At 68.5% G+C, this 13,417-nt stretch carries 9 protein-coding genes; 4 read left to right on the plus strand and 5 right to left on the minus strand.

Going from position 1 to position 13,417, the window contains the following annotated elements; all coding sequences use genetic code 11:
* Window positions 1-6 precede the first annotated feature (6 nt).
* The 4 genes from BLT59_RS23615 to BLT59_RS23630 all read right to left on the minus strand — a co-directional run bounded on the left by BLT59_RS23615 (window position 7) and on the right by BLT59_RS23630 (window position 5,480).
* Window positions 7-1,812 carry a DEAD/DEAH box helicase family protein gene (locus BLT59_RS23615; protein WP_091786448.1) on the minus strand — a complete coding sequence of 602 codons (1,806 nt, stop codon included), beginning with the start codon at window positions 1,810-1,812 and terminating at the stop codon, window positions 7-9.
* A 110-nt stretch (window positions 1,813-1,922) separates the two neighbouring features.
* A complete protein-coding gene (locus BLT59_RS23620) occupies window positions 1,923-3,011 on the minus strand; it encodes a branched-chain amino acid aminotransferase (RefSeq protein WP_091786451.1) in 1,089 nt (362 codons plus the stop codon).
* Window positions 3,012-3,102: 91 nt separating this feature from the next.
* Window positions 3,103-4,863 (minus strand): ABC transporter ATP-binding protein, encoded by a 1,761-nt coding sequence (locus tag BLT59_RS23625; protein WP_091786454.1) that lies wholly within the window; start codon window positions 4,861-4,863, stop codon window positions 3,103-3,105.
* A gap of 89 nt (window positions 4,864-4,952) precedes the next feature.
* The gene (locus BLT59_RS23630; RefSeq protein WP_091786458.1) at window positions 4,953-5,480 is read right to left on the minus strand and encodes a Spy/CpxP family protein refolding chaperone; all 528 of its coding nucleotides are present in this window, start codon (window positions 5,478-5,480) and stop codon (window positions 4,953-4,955) included.
* Window positions 5,481-5,657: 177 nt separating this feature from the next.
* Between BLT59_RS23630 and BLT59_RS23635 the strand changes: the two genes are divergently transcribed.
* From BLT59_RS23635 to BLT59_RS23650, 4 genes are all read left to right on the plus strand, one after another.
* Entirely contained in the window at window positions 5,658-6,584 is a 927-nt protein-coding gene (locus BLT59_RS23635; protein WP_091786461.1) for a metal ABC transporter substrate-binding protein, read from the plus strand.
* 252 nt (window positions 6,585-6,836) lie between these two features.
* Complete coding sequence (locus BLT59_RS23640; RefSeq protein ID WP_091786464.1) at window positions 6,837-8,585, plus strand: heparinase II/III family protein; 1,749 nt, start codon at window positions 6,837-6,839, stop codon at window positions 8,583-8,585.
* 72 nt (window positions 8,586-8,657) lie between these two features.
* Window positions 8,658-10,256, plus strand: coding sequence for a bifunctional phosphoribosylaminoimidazolecarboxamide formyltransferase/IMP cyclohydrolase (purH, locus tag BLT59_RS23645; protein WP_091786467.1), 1,599 nt, complete (start codon window positions 8,658-8,660; stop codon window positions 10,254-10,256).
* A gap of 388 nt (window positions 10,257-10,644) precedes the next feature.
* Entirely contained in the window at window positions 10,645-10,884 is a 240-nt protein-coding gene (locus BLT59_RS23650) for a hypothetical protein (protein WP_091786471.1), read from the plus strand.
* 667 nt (window positions 10,885-11,551) lie between these two features.
* On the opposite strand, the gene BLT59_RS23655 is transcribed toward BLT59_RS23650, so the two are convergent.
* Window positions 11,552-13,186, minus strand: a complete 1,635-nt coding sequence (locus BLT59_RS23655; protein ID WP_091786474.1) for an MFS transporter — start codon at window positions 13,184-13,186, stop codon at window positions 11,552-11,554.
* Window positions 13,187-13,417 lie beyond the last annotated feature (231 nt).

Here is a 13,417-nt window from a genome sequence, read left to right on the forward strand (position 1 = left end):
GCGATATTATTCCGCTTGCTCGGCCTGGGGAATCGGGCCCCAGGCACCGAGCGTCGGCGCGTCAGCCGGGTTCAGCGTTTCATCGAGCGCGGGGATCGAGGCCGGATCAGCCGGAAAGCCGATGAGCGCGCAGGCGGCCACCCATTCCGGTCCCTCCTTTACCGCCGCCAGGGTGCTCGGATCCAGCGCCGTGATCCGTCCGCGCTCGAGGCGCAGGATGGCCCGGCCGGTCTCGGCCTGAACGAAGCGGACGATCGTCATTCGGCGCAGGCATTCGCGCAGGAAGGTGGTGTTGGCGGATGCCGAGAGGTCGGCGCCCTTGAAGACCGCCTCTGGGCTACGGGCGAAGATGTCGACCTTCCGGAAGCGGTCGATGTCGATCAATCCCTTCACGTCGAGGATGTTGAGGATCCCGTCCGCCCAGAACGCGATGGTGCGCGGGCGCTCGCCGAGCTTCACGCTGTTGTCGAGGAACTCGCAGACCACCTGCTTGTCCCGGGCCAGCGCCCAGTTGAAGAACAGGCGCGGCATGCCGGTATAGGCCTCGACATTGTGGGCCAGCAGGTCCTCCACCGCCTTGTATCGGCCGAACAGCTCGCCCCGCTTCCACGCCCGCTCCACGGTGTCGGCCGGAGGCGTGACCATGAACTGCATGTAGACCCGGTCGCCGAACCGGGTGAGCAACTGGCCGCCGCCGTCGGAGCCGGCCTCGGCCTGGAAGCTGTCGAACCGGAAGCGGTCGATCAGCAGGTTCGAGATCCGCCGCTCCGCCGCCTTGCGGGTGACGTAGCGGTCGAGCTTCATGTCGATGATCTCGACCTCGTAACCCGTCAGCGTGCCGGCGTAGCGGGAGGCCGGTCCGAGGCTGTCGTAGTCGAGGAGATACTTGCGCCAGACATCGGGTGTGATCACCGCGAAGTCGGACCACGCCATACCGAGGCGCTTGGCGAGGCCGAGCTGGTAGGGGCGGATCGTGCTCTTGCCGGAGGCCGAGGCGCCTTTCACGTTCATCACCACAGGATGATCCTGCGGCGCCAGCCGGCGGTAGTTCTGCGCCTCCACCACCGCAGCGATCCAGGGCTCGATCTGCTCGCCGATGCGTCGGCTGCCATAGCCGTTCGAGACCAGCGTTCCCGCGATCGTCCGCAACAGGACAGGATCCCGGATGACGGCGTTCTGCCGCGCGATGAGGCCGGATATCACGGTGCGGAGGGCCTCGCAGGCGGCAATCTCCAAACCGTCGCCGGACGCGGCGGCCCGCCGTTGCCAGGATTCGAGGTGGTACAGGGCCCGGGTCGCGAGATCCTCGCGCGGGGCTTCGGCCACCGGAGGTCGGCGCCCGAGGATCCGGTCGAGCCAGCGCGGCTCGGGCGGGGGCGGGGCCGGTGTATCCTCCAGAATGGCGGAGACTTCTCGGGCGAGCACCGCATCCGCCTCGGCGCGGATCCCGGCGAGGGCGGCCTCGACCTCGCCGAGACGTGGCTCGATCCCCTCGCGCAGGATCGTGGCGACGATGGCTCGGAAGTTCACGCCCAGATCGGCGTAGACCGCGCCCACCGGCACGGACAAGTCCGACATGACCCGGATCAGAACCTCGTGGACGACGAGTCGACCGGCCCGGAACCGGGTCAGCTGGCGGGCGGGCAGCCCGCAGAGGTCGCTCAGGTCCAGGGCGTCGCGGAGCGGCGTTTCGACATGTTCCGGCCGGTAGACGGTGACCAGGGGCAGAAAGGCGGAGGGCAGATCGGACCGGACGCCCGGGCTCCAGGGGCCGACAGGCGGATCCGAGTGGTGGGCGACCGCGTCCGTCATGCGCGACTCACCCTCCCCTGCAGAGGGGGGAGGGAAGGCCCGCGGCAGGTTTCACGCCCGAGCGGGCTGAACCGACAGCGTGCGCCGCCCGTGCAGGTGGATGAGAAATCCTAAAAGACCTTCTGGAACCAGCCATGGGCGTCGTTGGAGTTGCCCCGCTGGATGTCCACCAGCAGGCTTCGCAGCCGCTGGGCCACCGGCCCGGCCTTGCCGTTTCCGATGGTGAAGCTCTCTTCCCGGCCCTTCACGGTCCCGATCGGCGTGATCACCGCGGCGGTGCCGCAGGCGAAGGCCTCGGTCAGGCGGCCTTCCCGCACGTCGGCGCGCCACGCGTCGATCGTGTAGGGTTCCTCCTTCACGGAGAGACCAGCCTCAAGCGCCAGGGTAATCACCGAGTCGCGCGTGATGCCGGGCAGGATGCTGTCCGAGAGGGGCGGCGTCACCAACGTGCCGTCCTCGAAGACGAAGAACACGTTCATGCCGCCGAGTTCCTCGATGTAGCGGCGCTCTACCGCGTCGAGGAACACCACCTGCTCGCAGCCCTGGGCAGCCGCTTCCGACTGCGCCGCGAGGCTGGCGGCGTAGTTGCCGCCGCACTTGGCCGCGCCCGTGCCGCCCGGGGCCGCGCGGGTGAAGTGCTCCGAGACCCACACAGTGACGGTCCCGGTCGGATCCTTGAAGTACGAGCCCACCGCCGAGGCGATCGTCACGAACAGGTATTCCGAGGCGGGCTTGACCCCGAGGAAGGCCTCGCTGGCGATCATGAACGGGCGGAGATAGAGGCTGCCGTCCGGCGTGTCAGGGATCCAGGCGCGGTCGATCTCGACGAGCCGCCGCATCGCCTCCACGAAGGCGTCCTCTGGGAAGGGCGCCATCGCCATACGCTCGGCCGAGCGGCGGAAGCGGCGGGCGTTGGCGTCTGGCCGGAACAGCGCGGCGCCGCCATCGGCGGTCCGGTAGGCCTTCAGCCCCTCGAAGATCTCCTGCGCGTAGTGCAGCACCGCGGAAGCGGGATCGAGCGGAATCGCCTCGCGCGCCTGGATCCGCGCGTCGTGCCAGCCCCGGCCGGCCGAGTAGCGCGCCACCACCATGTGATCGGTGAACACCTTGCCGAAGCCAGGATTCGCCATCAGCGCGGCCCGCTCCTCGGCGGTCCGCGGCGCGGGATGACTTTGGATCTCGAACGTCAGGTCGCTCACGGTGTGGTCCTCATCGACTGAGGCCCTTATGGCGCGCTCCGGCGCGCGAATCTACGGAGCCGGCGCATGACGGCGTCGCCGCACATGCGAGTCACTCGACGGTCGCGGGCTCCGACAGCTGCAGCCGGTGCAGGCGCGCATAGGCGCCGCCGGCCGCGAGCAGGTCGTCGTGCCGTCCGACCTCGATCACGCGGCCCGCATCCATCACGGCGATCTGATCGGCGTCGCGTACGGTCGAGAGGCGGTGGGCGATCACCAGGGTGGTGCGGCCGCGCATCAGCCGGGTCAGCGCCTCCTGGACCAGACGCTCTGATTCGGAGTCGAGCGCCGAGGTCGCCTCGTCGAGGAGCAGGATCGGCGCGTCCTTGAGGAAGGCGCGGGCGAGGGCCACCCGCTGGCGCTCGCCGCCGGAAAGCCGGCCGCCGCCGGGCCCGACTCGGAACGCGTAGCCCTCCGGCAGCGCTGTCACGAAGCCGTGGGCTGCGGCGGCGGAGGCGGCCGCCTCGATCTCGGCGCGCGTCGCTCCCGGCCGGCCGAATCCGATGTTGGCGGCAATCGTGTCGTCGAAGAGAACCACATCCTGCGAAACCACCGCCACGGCCGCGCGCAGCGACGCGAGGGTCACGCCACGCACGTCCCGCCCGTCGATGGTCACGGCGCCCTCGGTCACGTCGTAGAGCCGCGGCACGAGATTCAGCAGGGAGGACTTGCCGGAGCCCGAGCGCCCGACAAGTGCCGTGACGGAGCCCGGCGGAGCCGTGAGGTCGATCCCCTCGAGCGCCGGAGCGTCCGGCCGGTAGCGAAAATGGACGCCTGTGAAACGGATCGCGCCGGCGGTGACCGTCAACGGCCGCGCATCCGGTGCCTCGCGGATCTCCGCCGCCTCGTCCATCACGTCGAAGTAGCGCCGCAGTGCGGCCGCCGCCTCCTGAAGGATGGCGTTGAGATTGCCAAGCGCCCGGGCCGGCTGGGCGGCGAGGAGCAGCGCCGCCACGTAGCCCGTGAAGTCGCCGACCGTCTTCTCTCCCGCGAGGACCCGCTGCCCGACCAGCACCAGCACGCCGGCCACCGCGATGCCGCCGCCGATCTCCAGCAACGGGTCGAGGCGGCCGCGGGCATTGGCGGCCTTCATCTTGAGGCGGCGCACCTCGTCGAGGGCTTCGGCGGCGCGGCCCTTGAGGTAGGTCTCCATCGCGTAGGTCTTGGCAACGCGGGCGCCCTGCAGGCTCTCGGAGATGAGGCTGGCGGTGGCGCCCATCTGCTCCTGCGTCGAGGTCGAGACCCGCCGGAGCTTCTTGCCGATCCGCCCGATCGGCCCCGCCACGAACGGCACCGTGATGCCGGCCACCAGGGTCAGCACCGGATCCATCCAGATCAGCGCCGCCACCAGCCCGACCAGCATGGCGATGTCGCGCAGGAGCACGGTCGAGATGCGGGTCAGCGCTTCCTTGATGAAGGCGAAGTCGGTGGTGAAGCGCTGGGTGAGGGCCGCCGGACTCTCGCGGCCGAGCTGGGCCAGATCCGAGTCGATCAGGTGGCCGAAGAGCGCCGCCTGCATGTCGGCCTCGACCCGGGTAACCACACGGTTAGTCAGCACCGTCTGGCCGTAGAGGGCGAAGCCGCGTGTGGCCGTGACCGCGATCACCACCAGCGGCCCGTACGCGATGGCCACCGCGTCCTTGCGGTCGAAGGCGTCGAAGGCAGCCTTGATCAGAGCCGGGTAGAGCCCTGTCGAGGCGCCTACCAGCGCGATCAGCACCAGCACCACGGCCAGCGTCGCCCGGTGCGGGTAGAGCCAGGTGCGCCAGAGCCGGACGAGGAGGGGAGCCGTGTCGCCGGGAAGGCGCGCCATGAAACCTACCGGGTCGGATCAGGGGCGCCCTCGGGCAGGATCCGCGGCTGCGGTGTGCCGCCATCGCAGCTGCGGATCAAGGCTTTTGGTCAGCGGTCGTCGTCACGCGCATGCGGTCCGCGGTCGCCGTCCGGACCGTGATGCCAGCCGCCGTGACGATGCCCGCCCATGGGTCGGGCGAGGATCATGGCGCGCCGCTTCTGGTCCTGGTCGAGGCTGGCGTAGAGCGGCTGCGACGCGTCGGCGAGCTTGCGCAGGGCCTCGCCGCGCGCGGTCGCCGCATCGGCCATCGCCCGCAGCGCCGCCGGGGCGTCGTCGCTGAATCTGGGGCGGTCGCGCAGCGCCTCGCGGCGCCGCTCGCGCAGCCTGGCCATGTCGCGGATCGCCGCTTCCACCGGCGGCCACAGCTTCTCCTGGTCGGGCGTGAGCTTCAGGCCGGCATGCAGGGCGGCGATGCGGGCATCCGTGAAGGCCGCCCGGTCCTCGGGGGTCAGCGCGCTCCAGCGTCCGTGGCCGCGGAAGCCCTCGGCGCCGTGGTCACGCGCAAGGGCCGCGCCGGCGAGTCCCAGCCCGAGGGCTCCGCTCACCAGGATGGCCGCCGTCATACGTCGCGACATGGGAATCTCCGTCTTGTGCTCGGGACGCCGCCGCTGCCCGCGACGGCGTCATACGCGGCGCATGGCGCGCCCGGCATGTATCCCGCTTGTGTATGTAACAATGTTACATTAGTGGCTGGCGCGACCAACATGCGGGCAGGTGAAGCGGTGCGAGGCGTGGCGAGAACATTTCGGATCATGGCGCTCGCGATCCTGTCCGTGTGGGCCGGGTTTGCTGGTCCCGCTTCGGCCGCGGAGACCGCGGCAGTCCGGGCGGTGGCGACCTTCTCGATCCTGGGCGACCTCGTTCGGCAGGTCGGCGGATCTCACGTCGCGGTGGCGTCTCTGGTGGGACCCGATTCCGACGCCCACGGTTTCAGCCCATCCCCGGCCGATGCGCGCAAGCTGGTCGAAGCCGACATCGTGTTCGTCAACGGCCTCGGGCTGGAGGGCTGGCTCGACCGATTGATCCGCGCGTCCGGCACTCGCGCACCGGTGGTGATCGCCTCCGCGGGGGTGAAGCCGATCTCCGCGCAGGACGAACACGCCCATGGGGACGGGCCAGGGGAGCGCGACCCCGGACACGGCGATCACGCCGTGGATCCCCATGCCTGGCAGGATGTCGCCAACGTGCGGATCTACGTGGCGAACATCCGGGACGGGCTGGCCAAGGTCGATCCGGCCCATGCCGAAGCCTATCGGGAGGCCGCGTCCGGCTACCTCGCCAAGCTCGACATGCTGGAGCGCGACGTCCGGGCGGCGATCGCCCGCATCCCGCCGGAGCGGCGGCGGATCATCACGACCCACGACGCCTTCGGCTACTTCGCGGCGGCCTACGGCCTGCGCTTCATCGCACCGCAGGGCGTCTCCACCGACAGTGAGGCGAGCCCACGGGATGTGGCGACGATCATCCGCCAGATCCGCAAGGAGCGCGTCCCGGCGGTCTTCCTCGAGAACATCAGCGATCCGCGCCAGATGGAGCAGATCGCCCGCGAGGGCGGCGCCCGCATCGGCGGCAGGGTCTATTCCGACGCGCTGTCGGCGCCGGACGGCCCGGCTGCAACCTATCTCGATCTGATGCGGTCGAACCTGCAGGCGTTCGACGCCGCGCTGATGCCCGGCTAGAGCCACGCGCGATCGCGTGGAGACGGCAGCTGTCCCGTCCTCCGACCGGTCGAGGACCGCTCTGGCTCTTGCCGCACGGCCGTGACGGTCCGGTGTTCCGCCGTGGCTCGCCTTCACAGCGTCGGACATGACATAGCGTAAACCGCCGGTTAAGAGGCGCCCTCTAGCCTTACGGAACGGGTGCCAGCCGATCCTCGTACGCGAGGGCTCAAGGCCTTGGGGCCTTGTGAGATCGCGTAGCTCGGAGATCGCGTGGCTTGGGGGCCTGACCGTTGGCGCTTCTATCGGCTCGTCGCGCGCGAGGCCGTACGTGCCGTCCGCGCCGCCGGTGCCAGCGTCACCGCCTCGCCCGACATCCTCGCCCGAATGCGGGTCGCCGGATTGGTGATCGCGCCCCAGGATCTTCGGACCTCCGACGCGACCTTCGCGGACGACATCTATGCCGGGTTGTTCGTCTTCGCCGGTCGGTCCCTCACGGCGAGCGGCGGCTCGCCTTTCGACTACGCCGCGCCCTCGCCGGAATGGGCCGACGAACTCTACGGCTTCGGCTGGCTGCGCCATCTGCGCGCGGCCGACACCGCGCTGGCCCGGGCCAACGCCCGCGCCTTCGTGGCCGACTTCATCGCCGGCCGGGGCGACGCGGCGCTCGCCCGGCAGACGCCGGTGGCGGCCCGGCGGCTGATCTCGTTCCTGTGCCAGTCGCCCCTCGTGCTGGAGGGCGCCGATCACGGTTTCTACCAGAACTTCCTCAAGGCGATCGGCCGTAACGCGCAGCAACTCGAGCGCGACCTGAGGCGGGGCGTGCCACCGCAATGGCGCCTGAACGCCGCCGTGGCGCTCTGTTACGCCGGCCTGTGCTGCGACGGTATCCAGCCGATCCTGCGACGGGCCACCCGTATCCTGACGCGGGAACTCGACCGGCAGATCCTGACCGATGGCGGCCATCGCTCCCGCGATCCGCGCTTCGCCATGGAACTGCTCCTCGACCTGCTGCCCCTGCGCCAGAGCTATCTCAGCCGCAGCGTCGAGCCGCCGCTCGCGCTCCTCAGGGCCGTCGATCGGATGCTGCCGCTGCTGCGGCTCCTGCGCCACCCGGACGCCTCGCTGAGCCACTTCAACGGCATGGGCGCTACGGATGCGGACCATCTCGCGACCCTGCTGGTCTACGACGGCGCGCTCGCCCGGCCGCTGATGCACGCGCCGAATTCGGGCTACGAGCGCCTGGAAGGGGGGCGGGTCGTGATCGTGGCCGATGTCGGCGCGAGCCCGCCGCTGCCGTATTCGGTCAATGCCGGGGCGGGCTGCCTCGCCTTCGAGATGTCGAGCGGACCCCAGCGCATCGTCGTCAATTGCGGCCTGCCGGCGAGTGGCGCGGATCTGCGCCTCCTCGCCCGCTCCACGCCGGCCCACTCCACGGCTTCGGTCGCCCACGCCTCGTCCTGCCGGTTCCTCACCCGGACCGGTTGGTGGGGCGAGCGGCTCCTGGCCGACTGGCTGATCCGCCGGCGCGGGTCGGTCGTGCTGAGCGGCCCGTCGGCCGTGGCCGCCGAGCGGGCCGAAGAGGCCGACAGCGTCGTCCTCGCGGCCCGGCACGATGGCTACGGCCCCGATTTCGGCATCGTACACGAGCGCCGCTGGCAGCTGTTCCACGTGGCGGCGCGCCTGGAGGGCCGCGACGCCTTCCTGCGCCAGGGCAAGGGGCTGAGCCGGGGACGGCGGTTGCGCCCGCAGGATGTGGCGATCCGCTTCCACCTTCATCCCGGCATCGCGGTGCGCAGCATTCCGGAGGGACTGGAACTCGCCTCGGCGCTCGGCGAGATCTGGGTGTTCAGCGCCGAGAACGCTGAGATCGCCATCGAGGAGAGCGTCTACTTCTCGGGGCTGACCGGGCCGCGCCGCACCGATCAGATCGTGCTGCATCTGCGCGTCTCCGAGGACGTCGAGGTCCGCTGGAGCTTCGAGCGGCACGCCTCCGCGCCGCTCCGCGGCGTGGTCCCCTGAGGGGGCCGGCTGGCCCGGCTGGCCGTTTTCGTGCTACCGCGCCGGACCGTCTTGAACTTTCGGCACGAAGCTATGGCGCACGATCAGGTGCGGGTCTCCCGCGCGCTCCTCTCGGTCTCGGACAAGACCGGCCTCGTCGACTTCGCCCGGGCGCTCCACGCCCGCGGCGTCGCGCTGGTCTCGACCGGAGGCACCCATCGCGCCCTGCAGGAGGCCGGCCTGCCGGTTACCGAAGTCGCCGATCTCACGGGCTTCCCGGAGATGATGGATGGCCGGGTCAAGACGCTGCATCCGGCTGTCCATGGCGGCTTGCTCGCCGTCCGTGACAACCCGGAGCATCAAGCCGCGCTCGCCGCCCACGGGATCGGCGCCATCGACCTCCTGGTGGTCAACCTCTATCCGTTCGAGGCCACGATCGCGGCCGACCGGTCGGATGCCGACTGCATCGAGAACATCGATGTCGGCGGCCCGGCCATGATCCGCGCGGCAGCCAAGAATCATGCGGATGTCGCCGTCGTCACGGACGTGTCGGACTATGCCGGCGTGCTGGCCGCGCTGGAGGCGCATGACGGGGCGCTCGGCGCCGATCTGCGCCGGAGCCTCGCGCAGAAGGCGTTCGCCCGCACCGCGGCCTACGATGCCGCCATCGCCAACTGGATGGCCGGTCGCTTCGGCGCGGATGAGCCCGCGCGGTTCCGCGCCTTCGGCGGCGCCCTGGGGCAGGGGCTCCGCTACGGCGAGAATCCCCATCAGGCGGCCGCCTTCTACCGCGCGCCCGGCAAGGTCCGGTCGGGCGTGGCCACCGCCCGTCAGCTCCAGGGCAAGGAGCTGTCCTACAACAATTTCAACGACACGGATGCCGCTTACGAATGCGTGGCCGAGTTCGACCCGGCGCGCACCGCGGCGGTGGCGATCATCAAGCATGCCAATCCCTGTGGCGTCTCGGAGGGGGGCACCCTGCTCGAAGCCTATGAGCGGGCACTGAGCTGCGATCCGACCTCGGCCTTCGGCGGCATCGTTGCCCTGAACCGCACCCTCGATGCCGAGGCGGCCCGCAGGATCGTCGAGATCTTCACAGAGGTGATCATCGCCCCCGATGCCACGCCGGAGGCGGCGGCCATCGTCGCCGGCAAGAAGAACCTGCGTCTCTTGCTGGCCGGCGGCCTGCCGGATCCGCGGGCGCCCGGCGAAACCGTGCGGACGCTCGCCGGAGGTCTGCTGGTCCAGAGCCGGGATGCGGCGGTCGTCGACGATATGCCGCTCACGGTGGTGACCAAGCGCGCGCCGAGCGAGGCAGAGCTGGCCGATCTCCGGTTCGCCTATCGTGTGGCCAAGCACGTAAAGTCGAATGCCATCGTGTACGCCAAGGCCGGCGCGACGGTCGGGATCGGTGCGGGCCAGATGTCGCGCGTGGACTCTTCCCGCATCGCCGCCTGGAAGGCCGCCGAGGGCGCGAAGCGCCTCGGGCTCTCCGAAAGCCTGGCTGTCGGCTCCGTGGTGGCGTCGGACGCGTTCTTCCCATTCGCGGACGGGCTGATGGCGGCGGCCGAGGCCGGGGCAACAGCGGTCATTCAGCCCGGCGGCTCCATGCGCGATGCGGACGTCATCGCGGCAGCCGATGAGGCCGGTCTCGCCATGGTCCTGACCGGGCACCGTCACTTCCGGCATTGATCCGGCCGAGCCAGGATCCCTGGCTCGCCATGACCGCGTCGCACATCCGTGCGGCGCGATTGCCGGAGCGCGGCTTCGTGTCGACCCGCTCCGTTAACGATCCGCAAAGATCGGAGTGCCCCGATCGATCTTTCTGCCTGATGCGCTGCCCAGTCCAGCATTGCCATGCGCAAGCATGGTCCGGTCCGAAGCTCGGCAATAAATTTCTGTCGTCGCCGAATGCTGTGTTTTGAGCATTATTGCAGATATGATATTCCCGTCTTCGCAAATATGAGCGGCATCTACCGCGCGGGTTGAAATTCTCTCGGCCGCGCGCCATCATGACGCGGATATGCGCCGGAAGCTCGTGTGAAGGACTTCCTGGAACAAATCCGGGTCGGGTGACGAGATGGTGGTCGCAGCGCTGTTGTTTTTCTTGGGATGGCTGATCGGCCGGTCCTTTTCGGTGATCGTCATCACAGTGACCTCATCTGTCGTCATGTTTGCCGCGATGACGATCTTCATGTCCGTATATGGCCTCGATCTGCTGCATATGCTGATTATGCTGGGATACTTGACCGCGCATCAGGCCGGATATCTGCTCGGCGCCTACCTCCACGGCTATCCAGAGAGTGACCGGGGACGCTGATCGGCTTCACCACCACCAAACCAACCGGCCGGCAACCGTGTTAATCACGGGCCACATCCCCAGCGCTACGAGCGACCAGATAATTACAAGTAGAAGTGGTGGCTTCGTGCCGGGCCGGCGGCGCAGATGTGCCAAGACGTCGTTCACGTTCGAGTTCCCAGTGGGGCCGGGAGGAGGGAGGCTTAATACGGAGTTCTACCGCTTAGGGTTCCGCCCACCCGATTGTCGTCAGGTTAAAGTTTGTACAGGTTCATTGGATCGGTGCGTCCATTTGTAGTTCTGCATCGGGACTGTAATATACTCGAAGTTGTAATAAATCACCGCTTACAACACCATTCGACCGGAACAAGACAACCAGAGTAACGGCGCGTTCTGATAGGGCGGCGTTTCGGCTTGATGTCGATACTTTCCACCTCTGTATAGGGTCCTGCGAAATGCAATCCGTGACGAACCGCACGGACCGCTATTTCGCTGCGGCGTTGCAGGCTCGACACAAGCGGCCGGGTTGTCGCTGTGCGACGCGCGTGATCGCGTCTCGTTCAGGGGCACATTCCGGGTGCCCGGTGGCGCGCAAGGGCGCGCGTCGGCAATCCAGACAGAAACGCCCAGGCAGCGTGGGCTGCCTGGGCGCCGATGGTACGGGTTCAGTCCGAGCGGCTTGGGCCGGTCAGGTATCCGCGAAGATGTCGCGATCCTTGGTCTCCGGTACGAACAGCACGCCGATGATCACCGTCGCGACGGCGATGACGATCGGGTACCAGAGGCCGAAATAGATGTCGCCGGTCTGCGCCACCATGGCGAAAGCGGTGGCCGGTAGCAGGCCGCCGAACCACCCGTTGCCGATATGGTAGGGCAGCGACATCGAAGTGTAGCGGATCCGGGTTGGGAACAGCTCCACCAACATGGCGGCGATCGGGCCGTAAACCATCGTGACGAAGAGCACGAGGATGAACAAGAGGCCGATCACCTGCGCGACCTGCGGTCGGAAGATGTCGAACGGGTTCGACATCTTGACGATCTCGGGGTCGCCGGCCTTCGGGTAGCCCGCGGCTTGGAGCGCGGTGGTCGTGGCCTTGTTGGCCTCGACGTTGCCGCCCTGCGGGTACGGGATCTCGGTGTCGTTCACCCGGATCGTCGTAGGCTGACCGGCCGCGCCGGGGACGGTCGTGTAGCGCACCGACGACTTCGACAGGAAGTCGCGGGCGAGGTCGCAGGGGGCGGCGAACACCCGGGTTCCGACCGGGTTGAACAGCGTCCCGCAGGCGGCCGGATCGGCCGTCACCGTCACCTTCACGTTCTCGATTGCCGCCTCGAGCTTCGGATTGGCGGTCGAGGTGATCCCCTTGAAGATCGGGAAGAATGTCGCCGCCGCGATCGCGCAGCCCGCAAGGATGATGACCTTGCGGCCGATCTTGTCGGACAGCCAGCCAAAGACCACGAAGAAGCCGGTGCCCAGGAGCAGCGACCAAGCGATCAGCAGGTTGGCGGTATAGCCATCGACCTTGAGGATCGATTGCAGGAAGAACAGCGCGTAGAACTGGCCCGTGTACCAGACCACGCCCTGACCGGCGACGAGGCCGAACAGCGCGATGACTGCGAACTTCGCGTTCCGCCACTCGCCGAAGGCCTCCGTGAGCGGCGCCTTGGACGTCTTGCCCTCGTCCTTCATCTTCTTGAAGGCCGGGGATTCGGAGAGCTGGAGGCGGATCCAGACCGAGATGCCGAGGAGCAGCACCGAAACCAGGAACGGGATGCGCCAACCCCACTCGGCGAAGGCAGCCTCGCCGGTGAAGGTCCGGGTCGCGAGGATCACGAGGAGCGACAGGAACAGGCCCAGCGTCGCGGTGGTCTGGATCCAGCTCGTGTAGAAGCCGCGCCGGCCGTTGGGGGCGTGCTCGGCCACGTAGGTCGCTGCGCCGCCGTACTCGCCGCCGAGGGCAAGGCCCTGGGCGAGGCGCAGGACGATCAGGATGATCGGCGCCGCGATGCCGATGGTGGCCGCGTTGGGCAGGATGCCGACGATGAAGGTCGACAGGCCCATGATCAGAATCGTGACCAGGAAGGTGTATTTGCGCCCGACGAGGTCACCGATGCGGCCGAACACCAAGGCGCCGAATGGACGGACGATGAAGCCGGCCGCGAAGGCGAGCAACGCGAAGATGTCGCGCGTGGCCGGCGGGTAAGCCGAGAAGAACTGCGCGCCGATGATCGCCGCCAGTGAACCGTAGAGATAAAAGTCGTACCACTCGAACACTGTGCCGAGCGAGGACGCGAAGATCACCCGCTTCTCGGCCGACGTCATCGGCCTCGCGGCGTCTCCGGCCCGCGGGATCGCGGTTGCCACAGCCATGAAACAGGTCCTCCCAGACGCTTATGGGCGGCCCGACAGCGGGATCGCCCCTTCACCAGCCCGTTCCCCGGGCGGCTCTGCGCGATGCGCAGATCACCTATGCGTTATCGCAAGGGCGCGGGCGGTCAACCGGTAAAGCGATTGTGAAGAGCCTCATCAACACGGGCGCATACTGACTTGTCA

Origin of the sequence: Methylobacterium sp. UNC378MF (genome assembly GCF_900103195.1) — a bacterium.
GTDB lineage: Bacteria > Pseudomonadota > Alphaproteobacteria > Rhizobiales > Beijerinckiaceae > Methylobacterium.